This window comes from Ferrovibrio sp. (genome assembly GCF_046297595.1).
In the GTDB taxonomy this organism is placed as follows: Bacteria; Pseudomonadota; Alphaproteobacteria; order Ferrovibrionales; family Ferrovibrionaceae; genus Ferrovibrio.
This window is the reverse complement of sequence record NZ_JBKBHT010000001.1, coordinates 554,451-573,113: the sequence shown is the minus strand read 5'-3', so window position 1 is coordinate 573,113 and position 18,663 is coordinate 554,451. Positions and strand designations below refer to the sequence as shown.

The window sequence follows — 18,663 nt, the reverse complement described above, 5'->3', positions numbered from 1 at the left end:
TCAGCCGTTTCTCTGTACGGTTTCGCTTTCGGCACGGGCGCGGCATTGCGCCTCGGCTATCATGCGCTGCTGCTGCGTCATCCTGCGGCCAGCCGTATGGCCGCGCTCCAGCTGCTGCATGCAGGCTTCGATCAGCTCGCCAACGGTTTTCGGTTTTTTCGCGGCATCGCTGGCCAAAGCCGGCCCGGCAAGGGCGGACAGCAGCAGGGCGACGCCGACGGCGGCAGAAGGATTCATAACGTCGATCCTTAAATCTCGCGCATCAGGGACGCGGGACTATAGGCGAGACGCCCTCCGGCCGCAGCAAACGTTTTCAAAGAAGTGAGTGATGGTTTCTCTAGCGCGGGTAGCATTCCGCGTCGCGCTGATCCGCAGACGGAAGGCCGTTATTTCCGTTTTGCAGCCTGGCTATGTTCTTCTGCCTCGGCGCGGGCACGACACTGCTCTTCTGCCGTGCGCCGCTGCATCGGCGTCATGGTGTTCTTCTGGCCCGGCCTGTTGGAGGCCATCATGTCTTTCATGCAGGCTTCGATCACTTCAGCCCGGCTGGGCTGGCCTTTGGCCGGGTCTGCGGCCTGCGCACCGGCCATCGGTGCGACGAGAGCAAACATCATGGCTGGAATGAGGAAGAAAAGGCGCATCGTTGTCGGGTCCGTGTCGTGACAATGACCACTCAGCGATACGCTGCGGCGGCGAGGAGTAAAAGTTACTATTCAGAAACGTACGGACTCAAGAATTATTCCCGCGGTAGATGTTTGTTTAATTGCTCCGGCTACGGCGGAACTGGCTGGGGCTACGGCCGAAGCTGGCCCGGAAACGGTGATTGAACGTGGACAGATCCCCGAAGCCCGCTGCATAGGCCGCCTCTGCCACGGATGCCGTCGTGGTCGCCAGATTGAGGGCGGCCCGGCGCAGCCGCAGGCCGAGCAGATACTGATAGGGCGTGCTGCCCACCACGCGGCGGAAGCTGCGCAGGAAATGGTATTTGCTCATGCAGGCAATCCCGGCCAGCTCGGCCAGGTCCAGCGGCTGGTCGGCCTGGGTCTCGATATGGCGCAGGACATTGCCGATCCGCCGCCGTTCCGATGCGGTGGGCGCGGTGTTGCGGCCGCCCTCGGCGGTTTTCACCAGCACGGTTTCCGCCAGCCGCAGGCAGAAATCCTCGGCCGCCATCCGGCTGTCGTCGGCCGCCAGGGTTTCGATCTCCACCAGCAGGGCATTCAGGTCGGTTCGCGCCGGCAGCATCGGGGCTGAGAAGCGATAGCGGTGCGAACCCGCCGCGCTGGCGGCAATTTCCTCGAACAGTTCGCTTGAGAAATGAAACGCGATGCAGCGGTCGCCACTGCCATGGTCGTGGCCGCATTCGAAACAGGCGCCGGCATTGCCCAGCAGGAAGGACCCCGGATGCAGCAGGGCCCGGCCGGACTCGCAGCGGTAATGGAACGAACCGGCGACCACAGCGGAAATCGCCACATCGCCATGGCGTTCCTCGAAGGTCGGGTCCTGCGGGCCGAACCGGCAGATGAAGTCGCTCACGCTCCAGCCATCGCCGCTGGCGATATGGCGCGCGGACAGGCGATCCGGGGGCGGGGCGTCAATAACCGGCATACCGGTAGAATAGCAATTTTCCCCAAGCGCCGGAATGGCCGGTGGCGGCAGGATCGCTGCCTGCCGCCACCACACTGGCAACAGGCGGCGATAACGGGAGACGAGTGATGATCAACCATGTTTCGATTGGTGTGCGCAACCTGGCGAAAACCAAGGCGTTTTACGATGCGGCCCTGAAGCCGCTGGGTTACGTCTGCCTCAGCGAAGGCGAGTCCTCGCTCGGCTATGGCAAGGATGCCGTGGCCCTGTGGATCAGCCCGAGCGACAGTCCGGTGCCGGCCGACATGAAATCCGGCCTGCACTTTTGTTTCGATGCCCCCAGCCGCAAAAGCGTGGATGCCTTCCATGCCGCCGCGCTGAAGCAGGGCGGCCGCGACAACGGCAAGCCCGGCCTGCGTGCCGATTACGACCCCAACTATTACGCCGCCTTTGTGATCGACCCCGATGGTTATCGTATCGAGGCCTATTGCGGCCTGACTGCCTGAAAACAGGCGGGGTAAGGCTTCAGCCGGCGATGCGGCGGCGGATTTCGTCCAGCAGGGCGGCGCTGACCGCATCGCACATGCGCCATACGGTCTCGAAGCCATCCTCGCTGCCGTAATAGGGGTCGGGCACCTCGCGGCCGAAATCCGGCGCATAGTCGAGGTAGAGTTTCACCTTGGCGCGACGGGGCGGTGGGCAAAGCTGCAGCAGGATATCGTGATGGCCCTGGTCCATGGCCAGGATCAGGTCGAAGCGCTGGAAATCCGCCGGTTCCACCTTCCGGGCCCGCAGCATACCGATATCCACCCCGTAGGATCGCGCCTTGGCGGCGCTGCGCCGGTCCGGCGGATCGCCCACGTGATAGCCATGGGTGCCGGCAGAATCGACCAGCACGCGCTCATGCAGCCCGGCCTCGCGCAGGCGGTGGCGCAGCAGGCCGTCGGCGGTGGGCGAACGGCAGATATTGCCGGTGCAGACCATCAGAACGGAAAAAGCGGGACGGGGAGAAACTATATCGGACATGGCACAGATAAAGCATCCCGCATATCGCCGGGCAAGAGGCTACACAGAATGCCCGACCCGCCCTAGAGTGATGGCATGCCAAGCCTGCCGCCAGACGACGAAACCGCCCTGCTGGATGCCAATGCCGCCTTCTATCGCGCCTTTGCCAGCCGCGATATCGATGCGATGTCGGCGCTGTGGGCCAAGTCGGCGCCGGTCTGCTGCATCCATCCCGGCTGGCCGCCGCTGATGGGGCGCGACGAAGTGCTGGAAGGCTGGCGCCGCATCATGGCCAACCCGTCGCAGCCGGCCCTGCAGATGACTGGCCCGCGCGTCACGCTGTGGGGCGATGTGGCCCTGGTGATGTGTTTCGAGCGCGTGGAGGACCAGTATCTGATCGCCTCCAATATCTTCGTGCGCGAGGGCAAGGGCTGGAAACTGAGCCATCACCAGGCCGGTCCGGTCGCCACCCCGCCCCAGGGCATGGCCAGCAACGACGATCCGGAACCGGAAGACGACCTCGAGGATGACGACGATTTCGAGGACGATGACGACGACCTGCCGCCCTCGGGCACGATCCACTGAGCGGCCCTAGCCGGCCTTCACCAGGGTCTGAACCCGCGCCCCGCCGCCGGCTTCGCGCACCAGTCGGCTTTTCAGGAAATCCAGCATGGGTCGTAGCGTCTGTTCGATCTGCCAGGGCGGATTGATCAGCAGCAGGCCGCTGCCATTCATCTGCCGGGCCTCTGTCGCGGCGCGGATGGTCAGTTCCACGGCGATGGTTTCGGCCTGCACCTGTTTCGCCAGATCGGCCTTCCAGCCATCCACCGTTTTCTGCTCTTTGATCGGATACCAGATGGCGAATTGCCCGACCGGCCAGCGCTGCAGCCCGGACAGAACCGCCTTGCTCAAAACGGTGAATTCGTCCTTCGCCTCATAAGCCGGATCGATCAGCGCAAGCCCACGACGCGGCATCGGTGGCAGCAAGGCCTTCAATGCGGCGAAGCCGTCGCGATGATGTATGGCCACGCGCGTGTCGCGGCCGATATTTGCCTTGAGTGTCTCGGCATCCTGCGGATGCAACTCGCACAGCGTCAGCCGGTCGCCCTCGCGCAAACTCTGCTTGAGCAGCCAGGGCGAACCGGGATAACGCCGCAGGCCCGCACCACCCCGCGCCAGTTCGGGATTGAGCGCCTGCAAAGCGGCCAGGTAACGCGGCAGAACGCGGCCGGCCGCCGGATCGGCCAGCACGGCGCTCACGCCCAGCCGGTATTCGCCGCCGCGCTGGGCTTCATCCGAGGCCAGATCGTAGATGCCGATGCCCGCATGGGTATCCAGCAGATGCACCGGATTGGGTTTGCGATGCAGGGCGTGCAGCAGTTCCAGCAGCACGACGTGCTTCAGCACATCGCCGACATTGCCGGCATGGAAGGCGTGGCGGTAGTTCAAGGCAGAAGACTCAGAGGGTGACCACGATGGGCCCGCGCTTGGTCACCACCAGCGTATGCTCGTATTGCGCCGTCATGATGCCGGGTTCGGTGATCAGGGTCCAGCCGTCGTCATGGTCGTCGGCATGCTCGGCACCGGTAGACAGGAAGGGTTCGATGGTGAAGACCATGCCTTCCTGCATCACGCGCTTGTCGCGTGGATCGTAGAAGCCGGGGATGAAACCCGGTTCTTCATGCAGGGAATGGCCTACGCCATGGCTGCCCAGATTGCGGATCACGGTATAGCCGTGATCGTTCGCGGTCTGCTCGATGGCGCGGCCGATGGCATTCAGCTTCTGCCCGGTGCGCACCGCCTGCACGGCGCGGTTCAGCGCCTTGCGCGTGGTCTGGCACAGATGCTTCTGCTCGGGCCGTACCGGTGGCACGATGAAGCTGGCACCAGTATCGGCGAACATGCCCTCGCGCTCGGCCGAGACGTCGATATTCACCATGTCGCCGGGCTGGATGCGGGTGTCGTCGGGAATGCCGTGAGCCACGGCATGGTTGATGCTGATGCAGGTGGCGCCGGGAAAATCGTACATCAGCTGCGGCGCCGAGCGGCAGCCTTCCTGTTCCAGTGCGGCACGGCCGATGTCGTCCAGTTCCTTCGTGGTCATGCCCGGTTCCAGCCGGCTGCCCATCAGGCGGCAGACCGCGGCCACCACACCGCCCACGCGGATCAGGCGCTCGAGCTGTTCCTGGCTGTCAATCGTCATGGTCGACTCCTTGCATGGCGGCGGACTATATCATGGGCCATGCTCGATCCCACCCTCCGGCCGCTGATCGATCCGCCGCTGCAACGGCTGGCGCACCGCCTGCGCTGGCATGCCGATGCCGTCACGCTGGGCGGCTTCGTCCTTGGGCTGGCTGCCGCCCTCGTGCTGGCACTGGATCACGGCCTGATCGCGCTTGGCCTGTTCCTGCTCAACCGTCTGGCCGACGGGCTGGATGGCGCGCTGGCGCGGCTTAACGGTCCGACGGATCGTGGCGGCCTGCTGGATATCGTGCTGGATTTTTCCGTCTATGCCCTGCTGGCCTTCGCCTTCGCCTGGCGCGATCCGGCCAGCGCCGCGTTGCCGGCCGCCTTCCTGCTGGCCGCCTTCATGGCCACGGCGTCCAGCTTCCTCGCCTATGCCATCATCGCCGCCAAGCGCGGGCAGGTGACTGAGAAACGCGGCCGCAAGAGCTTCTACCATCTCGGCGGTCTCACTGAGGGCACCGAGACGATTCTGTTCTTCGCGCTCTGCCTGGCGCTGCCCGGCTGGTTCCCGGTTCTGGCCTGGATTTTCGGCGCGATGGCCTGGCTGACGGCGGTGGGCCGCGTGCTCAGCGGCTGGCGCGATTTCGCTTAACTCCGCCCACTACGTACGCGGGGCCTTCAGCGCCGTCTCGATTGCGGCCACCACTTCCGGTGCGGTCGGCCGTACCCGGGTGGGGAACACGGCCGCCACCATGCCGTCCGGCCCGATCAGCACCTTGTGGAAATTCCATTTCGGCAGCGCATCCTCGCCCTTTTGCGCGGCGATCCAGCGATACAGCGGATGGGCGTCGGCGCCGGTCACCTTGGCCTTGTCGGCCAGCGGGAAATCGACCTCGAAATTCACCTCGCAGAATTCCTTGATCTCCTTGGCCGAGCCGCGCTCCTGGTTGAAGTCGTTGGACGGCACACCCAAAACCACCAGTCCGCGCTCGCGATAGCCGGCCCACAGCTTCTGCAGATCGGCATATTGCGGGGTGTAGCCGCATTGCGAGGCGGTGTTGACCACCAGCACGGCCTTGCCCTTGAACTGGCTCATCGGCAGCGGCTGGCCGTCGATGGCGGTGAAGCTGAAATCATGGGCGGTCATGGCATTTTTTCCGGTCTGTCCGAAGGCGAGGCGGGGCAGCAGGGCCGCCAGGGCGCCGCCGCCCAGCAGGGCCAGCAGGGTGCGGCGGGCGACAGGGCCTTGATCGGGCAGGACTTTGGCGCGGACAGCCATGGATTCACCCTCCGTTAAGGTGGCGTTTGCTTAACTATAGCGTTGCCGTGCGTCCCGACCAGAGCCTTGCGCTGCGGGATGCCGATGGAGGCTGCCATGCCCACCCTGCCCGGATTGCTTACTTTCGCTGCCCTGTCGCTGGTCGCGCTGGTCGCCGGCGTCAGCCTGACCCGCCTCGTGCCGGCCATGGCCGGCCAGAACGCCGCCCTCGTTGCCCTAGCTCTGCTTTTGTTGTTCTGGGCCCTGCGAGAACGCTGGATGCGCCGCCGCCTGCAGACCCGCCTGATCGCCGAGATCGACGGCCTGACCGATGAACTGATGCAGATGCGCGGCGAGATTCCGCCGCCGGCCATGATCATGCCGGCCGCGTCTGCTGCCGCCAATGAATCGGTGCGCGAACCGCGCCTGATCCTGAACGACCCGCCCGAACCAGCCGATGACGGCAGCCTGCTGGACGCCGTGCGCGATGCCCTGAACAACAACCGTGTGGAGTTGCATATCCAGCCCATCGTCAGCCTGCCGCAGCGCCGCATCCGCTTTTTCGAGTTGCTGGCCCGCCCGCGCGACGCCGAGGGGCAGACCTATCGCGCCGCTGAATGTCTCGACGCCTTGGACTCGGCCGGCCTGCGCGCCGAGTTCGATGCGCTGATGCTGCTACGCAGCGTGCAGCTGGTGCGCAAGCTGGAGCAGCGTGCCAAGGATGTCGGCTTCTTCCTCAATCTCTCGCCCGCCATGCTGGCGCGGATCGAGACCTTCAACCCGCTCTACGATTTCCTGCAGCGCGAACGCGAGCATGCCGCCAATATCGTGCTGGAGTTCAGCCATGCCGGCATCGCCAGGCTGGACCGCGCGGGTATGTATCGGCTCAGCCGGCTGGCCGCGCTGGGCTTTGCCCTCTCGGTGGACGGCATCGATCGCTTCGATGTCGATTTCGCCCTGCTGGCAAAGAACGGTGTGCGCTTCGTGAAATTCGATGCCGCCGTGTTCTCTGATGCCGGCGCGATTGCCAGATCGCCCATCGATCTGGCCGACCTGCCCGAGATCTGCCAGCGCCACAACCTGGTGCCGGTGCTGGGTAAGGTGGAGAGCGAGCAGGAATTGCTGAAGCTGGCCGATCTCGAATTCCCGTTTGGCCAGGGCATGCTGTTTGGCGTGCCCAAGCTTGCCAAGGCGGCTTAAGCGCGCGCCGCGATCAGCGCATCCGCCAGTTCGACAAAACCGCGGCCACCTTCGCCGGGCGTGACATAGGCTGGCGGTGTTGCAATACGGTCGAGGAACGGCGTCACGTTGGCGACGCCGACGCTGTGCGGGAAATAACCGAACATCGGCGCGTCGTTCGGGCTGTCGCCGGCAAACACCACGCTGTCGCGGATCGCCGCCAGGTCTTCGCCGAAGATGTCGCGGAAGAACACCCGCGTCATGCTCAGCTTGTCCCAGTGGCCGAACCAGCCGTTCACATGGATCGAGCTGACTTTCGCGGTCGCTCCGGCCTGTTCGAACAATGCGACGATTTTATCCACGGCTTCGCGCGGCAGGGGCGGCACGTCCTCGCAGAAATCCACGGCCAGGTCGCATTCGCGGTATTGCTGGTCGGAGGCCAGCGCGCAGCCCGGTACCTCGCGCAGGATCGTCTCGGCCAGTGTCGTCAGTTTGGCCCGCGCAGTACGGCGTTCGGCATCGGTCTGGGAAAAGCGCCGGCGCATCATCTTGGCGTCGCGGTCGTAGCGCATGTAGAGCGCGCCGTTCTCGCCCACGATGCCGTCCACCGGCCAGAAACGTGCGATCAGGTCGCACCAGCCCGCTGGGCGCCCGGTGATCGGGATGACGCGGAAACCGGCCGACTGCAGGCGCTCCAGCGCCGTATAGGCGTCTGCCGTCAGCCGGCCATGACTGGTCAGGGTGTCATCGATATCGGTCAGCACGTAACGGATGGCGCGGCGTTGACCTTCGGTAAAGGCGGATAAGGGCTGGATGGCGGGCATAACGTCCGGACGGAAGTCGAAAGGGCGGGGTGTTGCCCGGCAACGGCAGGGCCGCGTATAGTCGCCGCGCCCGCAAACCCCGTCAACCGCTCGCCAAATCAAGGGACCCGACCAGCATGACCTATCAGGCTTTGCACGGCTATTACCTGGAAGACCTGTCGGTCGGCATGTCGGAAAGCTTCACCAAGACGGTGAGCGAGGCCGACATCGTGACCTTTGCCGATCTGTCGGGGGATACCAACCCGGTACACCTGAACGAGGAATTCGCCGCTGCCACGCCGTTCAAGGGCCGCATCGCCCATGGCATGCTTGGCGCAGCCTTGCTTAGCACCGTGTTCGGCACCAAGCTGCCCGGCCCAGGCTGCATTTACATCTCGCAGGATCTGCGTTTCAAGGCGCCGGTGCGCATCGGCGATACCGTGGTGGCGACGGTCACCATCACGGAGATCGTGGCAGACAAGCGCCGGGTAAAATTCGCCTGCGAATGCCGCGTCGGTGATACGGTCGTGATCGAGGGCGAAGCCGCCCTGATGGTCAGCCGCCGCCCGAAGTAATCCGGATACGCCAATCATGCGGCTGCTGCGGTCCAGCGCCAGTTTCCCGCCCGCCCTGCGCGGCGCCGTGGCTGCCATCGGCAATTTCGACGGCGTGCATCTGGGGCACCGCGCCCTGATCGCGGCGGCGCGCGCGCAGGCAGAGAGCAGCGGCGGCAAGCCCGTGGCGGTGATGACCTTCGAGCCGCATCCGCGCCGCTTCTTCGTGCCATCCTCGCCGCCCTTCCGGCTCGACGCGCTGGAGACCAAGGCGCGCATCCTGGAAAGCCTGGGCGTCAACGCCACGCTGGCCTTGCCCTTCGATGCGCAACTCGCCGCCCAGTCGCCGCAGGACTTCGTCGACCACATCCTGGCCCGCGATCTGGGCTTAAGCCATGTGGTGGTGGGCTATGATTTCACCTTCGGCAAGGCGCGGTCGGGCAATACCGATCTGCTGCACGAGTTGGGCGCACGGCATGGCATCGGCGTGACGGTCGTTGCGGCGCAGGGTGACTCTGAGGCCTATTCCTCCTCGCGTGTGCGCAAGCTGCTGGAGGCTGGCGACCTGGCCGGGGCCAATCGTCTGCTGGCGCGGCCATGGGAAATCATCGGCACCGTCGAGCATGGCGACAAGCGCGGCCGCGAGCTGGGTTATCCCACCGCCAATGTGGCGCTCAGCGATTTCCAGGTGCCGAAATTCGGCATTTATGCCGTGCGCTGCGAGGTCGATGGCCGGTGGTATGACGGCGTCGCCAGCTTAGGGATTCGGCCAACCTTCGACCAGACGGATGTGAAGCTGGAAGTCTATCTGTTCGATTTTTCAGGCGACCTCTATGGCCGTTCCATGCGGGTCGAATTCCACGCCTTCCTGCGGCCGGAACTGAAATACGAAGGCCCCGAGGCATTGAAGCGCCAGATCGCCTTGGATGTGACCGAGGCCAAGCGGGCGCTGGCCGCACAAGCCTGATCTCCGGCGCCTGCACCCGCCTTCTCGGCCCCATTCTCGACAGAGCCGGGGGCAAATGCTAAATCATCGCCATGCTTGGGCATTTCGCCATATTCCGGGGCTGCCCCACGGCCCGAATTAGCGGCCCGGTCCTTTTCTAAGGCCCGGGATTTCCTCGACTTTTCCTGACATGCCGCGCCGCCCGCCCTGCCAGAGCAGGTCCGGCCGCATCCCCCGAGTAGACCGATGACCAAAGACTATCGCTCGACCGTCTTCCTGCCCACCACCGACTTCCCGATGAAGGCCGGCCTGCCGGCGAAGGAACCGGAAATCCTGGCCCGCTGGGAAAAGATCGGCCTGTACGAAAAGCTGCGTGCCGACAGCAAGGGCCGCGAGAAATTCGTGCTGCATGACGGCCCGCCCTATGCCAACGGCAACCTGCATCTGGGCCACGCACTGAACAAGATCCTGAAGGACACCATTAACCGCTCGCGGCAGATGATGGGCTATGACTCGAACTACGTGCCGGGCTGGGACTGCCACGGCCTGCCGATCGAATGGAAGATCGAGGAGAAGTATCGCGCCGCCGGCAAGAACAAGGACGACGTGCCGATCGACGAGTTCCGCAAGGAATGCCGTGACTTCGCCGACCACTGGATCGGCGTGCAGCGCGAGGAATTCAAGCGGCTGGGCGTGATCGGTGACTGGAAGAATCCCTACACCACGATGAGTTTCGGCGCCGAAGCCCAGATCGTGCGCGAGATCCACAAATTCCTGATGAATGGCGGCCTGTTCAAGGGCTCCAAGCCGGTGATGTGGTCCATCGTCGAACGCACCGCTTTGGCCGAGGCGGAAGTGGAATACCACGAGCACACCTCGCATACCGTCTTCGTGAAGTTCCCCGTCGTGAAGGCCTCGGTGAAGGCGCTGGACGGCGCCAGCATCGTGATCTGGACCACCACGCCCTGGACCCTGCCGGGCAACCGCGCCATCGCGCTGTCGAAAGATGCAGAATACGTGCGCCTGCGCGTGGACACGGTGGGCGAGAAGTCGCTGGCGAAGGCGGGCGATGAGATCGTGGTGGCCAGGGACCTGGCCGAGACGGTGGCCAAGGCCTGTACGCTTGAAGCCGTGACCACCGTGGCCACGCTGAAGGGCGCCGACATTGTCGGCACCGTCTGCGCCCATCCGCTGCGCGCGCAGGGCTTCGCCTTCGACGTGCCGGTGCTGCATGGCGATTTCGTCACCATGGATGCCGGCACCGGCTTTGTGCATATCGCGCCGGGCCATGGCGCCGACGACTACAATCTCGGCATGGCCAACGGCATCGAGGTGCCGCATACGGTGGATGCGGATGGCCGCTATTTCCGTCATGTGCCGGTTTTCGGCGGCGACAATCCGGCCCGCGTGCTGGACGATGCCGGCAAGGAAGGCGATGCCAATGCCCGCGTGATCGCGGCGATGACCGAAGCCGGCGCGCTGGTCGGCCGCGGCCGCCTGCGCCACCAGTATCCGCATTCCTGGCGCTCGAAAGCGCCGCTGATCTTCCGCAACACGCCGCAATGGTTCATCTCGATGACCACCAACGACCTGCGCAAGAAGGCGCTAGCGGCCATCGACGCCACGGCCTTCTATCCGCCGCAGGGCCGCAACCGGCTGTATTCCATGATCGAGCAGCGGCCCGACTGGGTGATCAGCCGCCAGCGCGCCTGGGGCGTGCCGATCGCCGTGTTCGAGAACAAGGAAACCGGGGGACTGCTGCGCGATCCGGAAGTGAACGAACGCATCGTGCAGGCCTGCCTGAAGGGCGGCGCGGATGCCTGGTTCACGGCCAAGCCCGAGGATTTCCTGGGCGGCAAGTATAAGGCTGACGAATGGAAGATGGTGACCGACATCCTCGATGTCTGGTTCGATTCCGGCTCGACCCATGCCTTCGTGCTGGAACAGCGGCCCGACCTGAAATGGCCGGCCTCGCTGTATCTGGAAGGTTCCGACCAGCATCGCGGCTGGTTCCATTCCTCGCTGCTGGAAAGCTGCGGCACCCGCGGCCGCGCGCCTTACGATGCCGTGCTGACCCATGGCTTCCTGCTCGACGAGAAGGGACGGAAGATGTCGAAATCGCTCGGCAACTCGGTCGAGCCGCAGGATGTGATCAAGCAGTCCGGCGCCGATATCCTACGCCTGTGGGTGGCCTCGGCCAATTACAACGACGATCTCAGCGTGGGTCCCAAGATCATCCAGGCCCAGGTCGATGCCTATCGCCGTCTGCGCAACACCCTGCGCTACCTGCTGGGTAACTTGGCCGGTTTCGAGGAGACCGAGCGCCTGCCACACACCGAGATGCCGGAGTTGGAGCGCTGGGTGCTGCATCGCCTGGCCGAATTGGGGCAGGTGGTGCGCGAAAGCTGCGAGGAATACGATTTCCATCGCATGTATGTGGCGCTCTATAATTTCTGCGCCGTCGATCTGTCGGGCTTTTATTTCGATATCCGAAAGGATGCGCTCTATTGCGACGCGCCGGACAGCATCCGCCGTCGCGCCGCCCGCACCGTGCTGGATCGCCTGTTCAATTGCCTGGTGAAATGGTTGGCGCCGATCATCTGCTACACGGCGGAAGAAGCCTGGCTGACGCGATATCCCTCCGAGGACGGCAGCGTGCACCGCGAGGTCTGGCCGGCTCTGCCCGAAGCGTGGCTTGATCCCGCTCTGGGCGCTAAGTGGGAGCGTGTACGCCGTGTGCGCCGGGCCGTGACCGGCGCGCTGGAGATCGAGCGCGCCGAAAAGCGCATCGGCGCCGGCCTGCAGGCCCATCCGGTGGTGTATGTGGGCGGCGAGGACCTGGCCGCCCTGGCCGATCTCGATTTCGCCGAGATATGCATCACCTCGGGTATCACATTGCGCGAGGGCGAAGGACCGGCCGAAGCCTATCGCAGCGACGATGCCAAGGGCGTGGCCGTGGTGCCGCAGCTGGCCGAAGGCCGCAAATGCGAGCGCTGCTGGCAGGTGCTGCCCGATGTGGGGCATGTGCATGGCCATGACGACCTGTGCCGCCGCTGTGCCACCGCAGTGGGGACGGCGGCATGACCCTGCGCCTGGGCCTGATCGTCGCGGCGTTGATCCTGGTGACCGATCAGGTCAGCAAGTATCTGCTGCTCAACCTGATGCAGCAGAATCCGCAGGGCATTGTCATCACGCCGTTCTTCAATCTGGTGCTGGTTTGGAATACCGGTGTCAGCTTCGGCTTGTTCCAGGAAGACAGCGCCACGCGCAGCTGGACCCTGATCGGCGTGGCCGCTGCCGTGCTGCTCTGGCTGCTGGTCTGGCTGTGGCGGGCCCAGGGGCGGCTGATTGGCACGGCCCTGGGCATGATCATCGGCGGGGCCATCGGCAACATCATTGATCGTTACCGTTTCGGCGCGGTATTCGATTTCCTCGATTTTCACGCCTTCGGCTGGCATTGGCCGGCCTTCAACGTGGCCGATAGCGCCATAGTTGTCGGCGTCGGCCTGCTGCTGCTGGACGGGTTCCGGCCACGCCCGCCCTCCGCCTGACGACTTCCGGCCGGTTGACGCCATTTGATTGATAGCAGGCAAAAAACGCTACCTGCAGTCGCATTGGGGCTCGCTCATTCGTTGCATCGTCCCGGGAATGATGGCAGCATTTCGGGGTAGGGCGGACGAGAGGCAGGATGCTTCCATCGTGCAAAGGCCCAAGCCGGCATGACCGGCGGGGGAACACCGGACGGGGAATGCTGCGCAATGGGGTTACCGCGGGCGGTACCCCGAAGGCCTGCGCATGATGCAGACTCCGGTCCGCCGTAAATTTTCCCGGAATCAGCTTTCGGCCAAGCAGGTCAAGGTCACGGTGATCGCCGCCCTGCTGCTCGGCTTCATTTCCAGCCTGTTCCAACTCGGTTTCGATATCCGCAACGAACTGAACCAGCGCCAGACCACGGTGGTGCAGGTAATGGACATGCTGAACGATGCGGCATCGCAGGCGGCCTATGCTCTCGACGAGCAACTCGCCGCCCGCGTGGTTAGTGGCCTGCTGCTATACAAGCCAATCTGGCGCGCCGAGATTTACGACAATTATGGCCGCCGCATGGCGCTGCAGGAACGCGAGCGGCAGCAGGCGGAACCGGGCGGATTGCTGCGCCTCCTGCCCACCGGCGACGAGATGCTGACCCGACCGCTCTATGGCCCGCGCGACCGCGATCTGGTCGGCGAGATGCGGGTGGCTGTCGATGGCACCCTACTGGCGCAAAGCATCCTCAATCGCACCTGGGTGGTGATCGGTACGGGATTCGTACGCAATTTCGCGCTCGCGCTGATTTTGGCTGTGCTGTTCTACTACACGCTGACGCGGCCACTGCTGTCGCTGGTGGCCCAGATCGAGCGCGCCGATCCGCGTCGGCCCGAGGAATCGCGTATCAGCGTGCCGGAGCGTCATACTGCGGATGAATTCGGCCTGCTGGCCGCGCGGGTGAATGCCATTCTCGGCGCCAGCGGTGAGCATCTGGCCGAAGTGGAGCGTAGCCGCGAAATGCTGCGCAGTGTGCTGGACGCGATCCCCGCACTGATCAGCCTGAAGGATGTGGATGGCCGTTACCTGCTGGTCAACAGTCGCGTGATCGAGGCTTTCGGCCAGCCTTCGGAGGAGATTGTTGGTCGCCGCCTGGATCAGCTTGCACTGCCGGGTCTGGCAGCGGAGCATCGCGCGGAATTCATCCGCTTCAATGTCGAGAACGAAGCGACCATGACGGCGCGCGGCCAGTCGGTGCTGAACTTGGAGTGCACTTATCACCTGGCCGATTCCCCGCAATTCACCATGCTGGAAAACAAGGTGCCGCTGCTGGATGCCGACGGGCGCGTCAACGGCATCATCTCGATTGCGCTCGACATCAGCGAGCGCAAGTTGGCAGAACGCGCACTTGACGAAGCCAATGCTCGGCTGCGCGGCCAGGCCGAGGACCTAGAGCGGCTGGCGTCTTCCTACGCGCGCGAACGCGAACACGCCATCGCCGCCAATCGTGCCAAGTCGGAATTCCTCGCCAATATGAGTCATGAGTTGCGCACGCCGCTCAATGCCATCATCGGTTTTGCCGAGGTGATCACCTTGCGCATGTGGGGTGCCAATTCCGAGCGCTATTTCGATTATGCCGAAGATATCGTGATGAGCGCGCGGCATCTGCTGCATGTCATCAACGACATCCTTGACATGTCGAAGATCGAGGCCGGACGCTACGAATTGACGCTGGAGGAGCAGTCGCTGCCAGTCGTGATCGGCGACTGCCTCACCATCGTGCGGGGCCGTGCGCAGGAGGCGGATATCGGCTTGAACAACGACTTCCCGGAGGAATTCCCGCCGGTGCGCATTGACGCCCGCGCCATCAAGCAAGTTTTGCTCAACCTGCTATCCAATGCGATCAAGTTCACACCCGCTGGGGGCGAGGTCACGCTGGCCGGCGGCCGGGACGAGAATGGCGAGATCGGCATCACCGTCAGCGATACCGGCAGCGGCATCCGGCCGGAGAATCTGGAGCGTATCTTTGAACCCTTCTGGCAGGGCGACCCCAATATCCGCCGCCGCAGCGAGGGCACCGGGCTGGGTCTGGCGATCAGCCGCAAATTCATCGAACTGCATGGCGGAACCCTGACCCTGGCCAATGGTGCGCAACATGGCGCAGTGGCGACGATTCGCCTGCCGGGTCGTCTGGCTGCTGACAGCTGAAATCGCGGTTCTCCGCCAGAATGACTGTTTCCCCCGCCCTTGTGCGCGAGGGGCGTGGGAGGGTAAAATCTCGCCGCCTTAAGCAACAGGGGAAATTTTCGCCATGAGTCGACCGAATACTGCCGGCCGACGCCTGTGGGTGGCATGCGCCATCCTGACGTTGCCTGTCGTCCTCGCCGGCTGTGACACCACCCGCGAGGCGCTCGGGCTGAATAAGAAGGCGCCCGACGAATTCGCAGTCGTCACCAAGGCGCCGCTGGTGCTGCCACCGGAATTCGGTCTGCGCCCGCCCGAACCCGGAGCGCCCCGCCCGCAGGAAGTGCCTGCGCGCGATCGGGCCGCCGCTGCGCTTGCGGGGCGTACCGACAGCGCGGCCGGTCAACTCACCCCGCTCAGCCGCGATCCCAACGCCACGGCCGCACAGCGTTCCGCCGGCGAAAGCGCCCTGCTGCAGCAGGCTAAGGCCACCAATGCCGACCCGGATATCCGACGCAAGGTGAATGATGAATTTACCCAGCTGGCCGAGCGTGACCGCCGCTTCGTCGACCGGTTGATTTTCTGGCAGAGGCCTGAGGAACCCGGTCTTGCTGTGGATGCGGCGAAGGAAGCCCAACGTCTGCGCGAGAATGCCGCCACCGGCCGGCCTGCGACAGCGGGCGATGTGCCGACCATCAAGCGCCGCGAACGCGGCCCGCTGGAAGGCATCTTCTGACGGAGGTAGGCCCGTGCATCATCTGATCTTCGCTGTCCTGCTCGCCATCGCGACATGTCTGGCAGGACCGGCGGTAGACAGCCATGCGCAGGTATTCCGCCCGACGCAGTTCGTGCTGGATAACGGCATGCAGGTCGTGCTGATCGAGGATCATCGCGCCCCGGTCGTGCATCACATGGTCTGGTACAAGGTCGGCGCCGCCGACGAGCAGCCCGGTGTCACCGGCGTGGCGCATTATCTCGAACACCTGATGTTCAAGGGCACGCCCAGCCTGGGGCCGGGCGAATTCTCGCGTATCGTTGCCCGCGAGGGCGGCCGCGACAACGCCTTCACCTCCTCGGATTACACTGGCTATTTCCAGACCATCGCGCGTGACCGGCTGGAACTGGTCATGCGCATGGAAGCCGAACGCATGACCCAGTTGCAGCCTCGGCCCGAGGATGCCGTGCCCGAGCTGCAGGTTGTGCTGCAGGAGCGGCTCAGTCGGGTCGAGAACAGCCCGGCCGCACTGTTCGGCGAACAGTTCGATGCCGCGCAGTATCTGTCGCATCCCTATGGCCGCCCGGTGATCGGTTGGCCCCAGGAAGTGGCGAAGCTCACGCTGGACGACGCGATGAGTTTCTACCGGAGCCATTATGCACCCAACAATGCCATCCTGGTCGTGGCCGGCGACGTGACGCCTTCTGAGCTGAAGCGCCTGGCCGAGAAGCATTACGGCATGATCCCGATGCGCCCAGTGCCGCCGCGCGTGCGGCCGCAGGAACCGCCGCAGCTGGCCGCCCGCCGCCTCAGTATGGCGGATGCGCGCGTGGCCCAGCCCAGCCTGCGTCGCAGTTATCTCGCACCGAGCCGCACGGCCGGCGAAAAGCAGCATGCCGTGCCGCTTTCGGTGCTGGCCGAAATTCTCAACGCACCCACCGGCCGGCTTCATAATGCGCTGGTGAAGGGCGATGGCCCGGCCGCCTCGGCTGGCGCTTGGTATTCCTCCACCTCGCTTGACCCCACCACTTTTTCCTTCGGCGCCTCACCCAAGCAGGGCCGCAAACTTGATGAGGTGGAAGAAGGACTGGATCGCATGATCGCTGCCATCCTGGCAGATGGTGTGACGGCAGACGAACTGCGCCAGGCCAAGACGGTGATGCAGGCTGAAACCGTCTATGCACGCGACAGCCTTTCCAATGCCGCGCGTATCTTCGGTTCGGCGTTGACTTCGGGACAGACGGTTGAGGATGTCGAGGTCTGGCCACGCCTGGTCGACGCCGTCACCGCCGAACAGGTCAAGGCGGCCGCCCGACATGTCTTCGATCTGCGCCGCTCGGTCACCGGCCACCTGTTGCCTAAGGAACAGAGCTGATGCGTCGCCGCGATATCCTGATCGGCGCCATGGCCGGCGCCCTGGCGCTGCTGGGCGCTGTTGCGCTGCCGCTGCCGGCTTTCGCCGCACCGAAGATCGAACGTATCACTACGCCGCTTGGTATTGAGGTGTGGCTGGTGCGCGAACCCTCCATACCCATGCTGGCCGTGCAGGCGTCCTGGCGCGGTGGCAGCTCCAGCGATCCGGCAGGGCTGGAGGGCCGCGCCGGCCTTGCCATGGGCCTGCTCACCGAGGGTGCCGGCGATCTGGAGGCTGAAGCCTTCCAGAACGCCCTGCGCGAGAAGGCAATCGCGCTCGATTTCTCGGCCGACCGCGATTACATCTCGGTTGGCCTGCGTACGCTTAGCCAGCATCGCGCCCGTGCCTTTGAGCTGCTGACGCTGGCGATGACCGCGCCGCGTTTCGACGACGAACCGGTAGCGCGCGTGAAGGCACAGGCCCGCGTGGCTTACGAACGGGGTCGCGCCAATCCGAACACGCTGGCCGGCGAGCGCTTCGCCGCGCTGGCCTATGGCGACCACCCGTATGGCCGCCGCTCGGCGCCTAGCATCGAAAGCCTGGAGCGCATCGGCCGTGCCGAACTGGCCGATTTTGCCGGCGCCGTGATGGCGCATAGTAACCTCTCGCTGGCCGTGGTGGGTGATATCGTGCCCGACGACTTGGCCCGTCTGGTCGACAGCAGCTTCGGGGCGCTACCGCGCGAACCGCGCATCGCCCTGCCGCCACCGGTGCAAGTGAAGACGACTGCCCAGCCGGTGGTGATTCCGTTCCCCAATCCGCAGAGCATGGTGCTGTTCGGTGCGCCTGGTATCGCCCGCGAGGATCCTGACTGGTACGCGGCCACAGTGCTGAACCAGATTCTCGGCGGCGGCAGCATGTCGTCGCGCCTGTTTGAGGAGGTGCGCGAAAAGCGCGGCTTGGTCTATTCCGTCGGTACGCAGCTCTCTCCCTCCAAGGCCTCGGCGCTGTTCGCCGGGTCGTTCGCCACCTCCAATGCCCAGGTGGCGGATGCCCTGAAGCTGGTGCGCACCGAACTGGCCCGTCTGGCCCGCGAAGGCGTAAGCGACGATGAACTGGCGGCGGCGAAATCCTATATGACCGGTTCCTTCCCGCTGCGGCTCACCTCCAATGCCGCCATTGCCGGCATGCTGGTGGCGATGCGCAATACGGGCCTTTCTCCCGATTACATCGAAGCCTATCCCGGCCTGATCAATGTCGTGAGCCAGGAGGATATCCGCCGCGTGGCTCAGCGCCTGTTCGCTCGCGACGAATATCTGGTAGTAGTGGTCGGCCAGCCTGCCGGCCTCGGCGGCTGAGCGGGGCCGCA

At 64.6% G+C, this 18,663-nt stretch carries 20 protein-coding genes; 12 read left to right on the top strand and 8 right to left on the bottom strand.

Annotated features, from left to right (window positions below; all coding sequences use genetic code 11):
- From ACK4FJ_RS02895 to ACK4FJ_RS02885, 3 genes are all read right to left on the bottom strand, one after another.
- On the bottom strand, positions 1-237 hold the full coding sequence (locus ACK4FJ_RS02895) for a hypothetical protein (protein ID WP_409763754.1): 237 nt from the start codon (positions 235-237) through the stop codon (positions 1-3).
- A 149-nt stretch (positions 238-386) separates the two neighbouring features.
- Positions 387-641, bottom strand: a complete 255-nt coding sequence (locus tag ACK4FJ_RS02890; protein WP_409763751.1) for a hypothetical protein — start codon at positions 639-641, stop codon at positions 387-389.
- A gap of 118 nt (positions 642-759) precedes the next feature.
- The gene (locus tag ACK4FJ_RS02885; RefSeq protein ID WP_409763748.1) at positions 760-1,608 is read right to left on the bottom strand and encodes a helix-turn-helix domain-containing protein; all 849 of its coding nucleotides are present in this window, start codon (positions 1,606-1,608) and stop codon (positions 760-762) included.
- A gap of 107 nt (positions 1,609-1,715) precedes the next feature.
- Between ACK4FJ_RS02885 and ACK4FJ_RS02880 the strand changes: the two genes are divergently transcribed.
- Positions 1,716-2,093: a VOC family protein gene (locus ACK4FJ_RS02880; RefSeq protein ID WP_409763745.1), complete on the top strand. Its 378-nt coding sequence runs from the start codon at positions 1,716-1,718 to the stop codon at positions 2,091-2,093.
- A gap of 19 nt (positions 2,094-2,112) precedes the next feature.
- On the opposite strand, the gene ACK4FJ_RS02875 is transcribed toward ACK4FJ_RS02880, so the two are convergent.
- Complete coding sequence (locus tag ACK4FJ_RS02875; RefSeq protein WP_409763742.1) at positions 2,113-2,613, bottom strand: low molecular weight protein-tyrosine-phosphatase; 501 nt, start codon at positions 2,611-2,613, stop codon at positions 2,113-2,115.
- A 75-nt stretch (positions 2,614-2,688) separates the two neighbouring features.
- Between ACK4FJ_RS02875 and ACK4FJ_RS02870 the strand changes: the two genes are divergently transcribed.
- Entirely contained in the window at positions 2,689-3,177 is a 489-nt protein-coding gene (locus ACK4FJ_RS02870) for a nuclear transport factor 2 family protein (protein ID WP_409763739.1), read from the top strand.
- 6 nt (positions 3,178-3,183) lie between these two features.
- On the opposite strand, the gene ACK4FJ_RS02865 is transcribed toward ACK4FJ_RS02870, so the two are convergent.
- A complete protein-coding gene (locus tag ACK4FJ_RS02865; RefSeq protein WP_409763736.1) occupies positions 3,184-4,041 on the bottom strand; it encodes a 23S rRNA (adenine(2030)-N(6))-methyltransferase RlmJ in 858 nt (285 codons plus the stop codon).
- Positions 4,042-4,051: 10 nt separating this feature from the next.
- Positions 4,052-4,795: a type I methionyl aminopeptidase gene (map, locus tag ACK4FJ_RS02860; protein WP_409763733.1), complete on the bottom strand. Its 744-nt coding sequence runs from the start codon at positions 4,793-4,795 to the stop codon at positions 4,052-4,054.
- Positions 4,796-4,834: 39 nt separating this feature from the next.
- On the opposite strand from map, the gene ACK4FJ_RS02855 reads away from it, so the two are divergent.
- Positions 4,835-5,431, top strand: coding sequence for a CDP-alcohol phosphatidyltransferase family protein (locus ACK4FJ_RS02855; protein WP_409763730.1), 597 nt, complete (start codon positions 4,835-4,837; stop codon positions 5,429-5,431).
- A gap of 9 nt (positions 5,432-5,440) precedes the next feature.
- Here the strand turns inward: ACK4FJ_RS02855 and ACK4FJ_RS02850 are convergent, their stop codons facing one another.
- The gene (locus tag ACK4FJ_RS02850) at positions 5,441-6,058 is read right to left on the bottom strand and encodes a glutathione peroxidase (RefSeq protein ID WP_409763727.1); all 618 of its coding nucleotides are present in this window, start codon (positions 6,056-6,058) and stop codon (positions 5,441-5,443) included.
- A 96-nt stretch (positions 6,059-6,154) separates the two neighbouring features.
- On the opposite strand from ACK4FJ_RS02850, the gene ACK4FJ_RS02845 reads away from it, so the two are divergent.
- Complete coding sequence (locus tag ACK4FJ_RS02845) at positions 6,155-7,237, top strand: EAL domain-containing protein (RefSeq protein ID WP_409763724.1); 1,083 nt, start codon at positions 6,155-6,157, stop codon at positions 7,235-7,237.
- Here the strand turns inward: ACK4FJ_RS02845 and ACK4FJ_RS02840 are convergent.
- Complete coding sequence (locus tag ACK4FJ_RS02840; RefSeq protein WP_409763721.1) at positions 7,234-8,040, bottom strand: HAD-IIB family hydrolase; 807 nt, start codon at positions 8,038-8,040, stop codon at positions 7,234-7,236. The two genes, ACK4FJ_RS02845 and ACK4FJ_RS02840, sit on opposite strands and share 4 nt — an antisense overlap.
- A gap of 116 nt (positions 8,041-8,156) precedes the next feature.
- On the opposite strand from ACK4FJ_RS02840, the gene ACK4FJ_RS02835 reads away from it, so the two are divergent.
- From ACK4FJ_RS02835 to ACK4FJ_RS02800, 8 genes are all read left to right on the top strand, one after another.
- Positions 8,157-8,594, top strand: a complete 438-nt coding sequence (locus ACK4FJ_RS02835) for a MaoC family dehydratase (protein ID WP_409763718.1) — start codon at positions 8,157-8,159, stop codon at positions 8,592-8,594.
- A gap of 16 nt (positions 8,595-8,610) precedes the next feature.
- Positions 8,611-9,540 (top strand): bifunctional riboflavin kinase/FAD synthetase, encoded by a 930-nt coding sequence (locus ACK4FJ_RS02830; protein WP_409763715.1) that lies wholly within the window; start codon positions 8,611-8,613, stop codon positions 9,538-9,540.
- A 225-nt stretch (positions 9,541-9,765) separates the two neighbouring features.
- On the top strand, positions 9,766-12,603 hold the full coding sequence (gene ileS, locus ACK4FJ_RS02825) for an isoleucine--tRNA ligase (protein WP_409763712.1): 2,838 nt from the start codon (positions 9,766-9,768) through the stop codon (positions 12,601-12,603).
- Positions 12,600-13,070 carry a signal peptidase II gene (gene lspA, locus ACK4FJ_RS02820; RefSeq protein WP_409763709.1) on the top strand — a complete coding sequence of 157 codons (471 nt, stop codon included), beginning with the start codon at positions 12,600-12,602 and terminating at the stop codon, positions 13,068-13,070. Before ileS ends, lspA begins: the two co-directional genes overlap by 4 nt.
- Before the next feature lie 244 nt (positions 13,071-13,314).
- Positions 13,315-15,249, top strand: coding sequence for an ATP-binding protein (locus ACK4FJ_RS02815; protein WP_409763706.1), 1,935 nt, complete (start codon positions 13,315-13,317; stop codon positions 15,247-15,249).
- Positions 15,250-15,352: 103 nt separating this feature from the next.
- On the top strand, positions 15,353-15,961 hold the full coding sequence (locus tag ACK4FJ_RS02810; RefSeq protein WP_409763703.1) for a DUF3035 domain-containing protein: 609 nt from the start codon (positions 15,353-15,355) through the stop codon (positions 15,959-15,961).
- Positions 15,962-15,974: 13 nt separating this feature from the next.
- Positions 15,975-17,315: a M16 family metallopeptidase gene (locus ACK4FJ_RS02805; protein WP_409763700.1), complete on the top strand. Its 1,341-nt coding sequence runs from the start codon at positions 15,975-15,977 to the stop codon at positions 17,313-17,315.
- Positions 17,315-18,652: a M16 family metallopeptidase gene (locus tag ACK4FJ_RS02800; protein WP_409763697.1), complete on the top strand. Its 1,338-nt coding sequence runs from the start codon at positions 17,315-17,317 to the stop codon at positions 18,650-18,652. The genes ACK4FJ_RS02805 and ACK4FJ_RS02800 overlap by 1 nt, the downstream gene beginning before the upstream one ends.
- Positions 18,653-18,663 lie beyond the last annotated feature (11 nt).

What these genes read in the sequence shown, in the direction of transcription:
- ACK4FJ_RS02870 (WP_409763739.1), top strand. Translation starts at nt 2,689, where the DNA reads ATGCCAAGCCTGCCGCCAGACGACGAAACCGCCCTGCTGGATGCCAAT.
- ACK4FJ_RS02835 (WP_409763718.1), top strand. Translation starts at nt 8,157, where the DNA reads ATGACCTATCAGGCTTTGCACGGCTATTACCTGGAAGACCTGTCGGTC.
- ACK4FJ_RS02800 (WP_409763697.1), top strand. Translation starts at nt 17,315, where the DNA reads ATGCGTCGCCGCGATATCCTGATCGGCGCCATGGCCGGCGCCCTGGCG.
- ACK4FJ_RS02885 (WP_409763748.1), bottom strand. Translation starts at nt 1,608, where the DNA reads ATGCCGGTTATTGACGCCCCGCCCCCGGATCGCCTGTCCGCGCGCCAT.
- ACK4FJ_RS02880 (WP_409763745.1), top strand. Translation starts at nt 1,716, where the DNA reads ATGATCAACCATGTTTCGATTGGTGTGCGCAACCTGGCGAAAACCAAG.
- ACK4FJ_RS02845 (WP_409763724.1), top strand. Translation starts at nt 6,155, where the DNA reads ATGCCCACCCTGCCCGGATTGCTTACTTTCGCTGCCCTGTCGCTGGTC.
- ACK4FJ_RS02810 (WP_409763703.1), top strand. Translation starts at nt 15,353, where the DNA reads ATGAGTCGACCGAATACTGCCGGCCGACGCCTGTGGGTGGCATGCGCC.
- ACK4FJ_RS02855 (WP_409763730.1), top strand. Translation starts at nt 4,835, where the DNA reads ATGCTCGATCCCACCCTCCGGCCGCTGATCGATCCGCCGCTGCAACGG.
- map (WP_409763733.1), bottom strand. Translation starts at nt 4,795, where the DNA reads ATGACGATTGACAGCCAGGAACAGCTCGAGCGCCTGATCCGCGTGGGC.
- ileS (WP_409763712.1), top strand. Translation starts at nt 9,766, where the DNA reads ATGACCAAAGACTATCGCTCGACCGTCTTCCTGCCCACCACCGACTTC.
- ACK4FJ_RS02895 (WP_409763754.1), bottom strand. Translation starts at nt 237, where the DNA reads ATGAATCCTTCTGCCGCCGTCGGCGTCGCCCTGCTGCTGTCCGCCCTT.
- ACK4FJ_RS02830 (WP_409763715.1), top strand. Translation starts at nt 8,611, where the DNA reads ATGCGGCTGCTGCGGTCCAGCGCCAGTTTCCCGCCCGCCCTGCGCGGC.
- ACK4FJ_RS02840 (WP_409763721.1), bottom strand. Translation starts at nt 8,040, where the DNA reads ATGCCCGCCATCCAGCCCTTATCCGCCTTTACCGAAGGTCAACGCCGC.
- ACK4FJ_RS02890 (WP_409763751.1), bottom strand. Translation starts at nt 641, where the DNA reads ATGCGCCTTTTCTTCCTCATTCCAGCCATGATGTTTGCTCTCGTCGCA.
- ACK4FJ_RS02815 (WP_409763706.1), top strand. Translation starts at nt 13,315, where the DNA reads ATGATGCAGACTCCGGTCCGCCGTAAATTTTCCCGGAATCAGCTTTCG.
- ACK4FJ_RS02875 (WP_409763742.1), bottom strand. Translation starts at nt 2,613, where the DNA reads ATGTCCGATATAGTTTCTCCCCGTCCCGCTTTTTCCGTTCTGATGGTC.
- ACK4FJ_RS02850 (WP_409763727.1), bottom strand. Translation starts at nt 6,058, where the DNA reads ATGGCTGTCCGCGCCAAAGTCCTGCCCGATCAAGGCCCTGTCGCCCGC.
- lspA (WP_409763709.1), top strand. Translation starts at nt 12,600, where the DNA reads ATGACCCTGCGCCTGGGCCTGATCGTCGCGGCGTTGATCCTGGTGACC.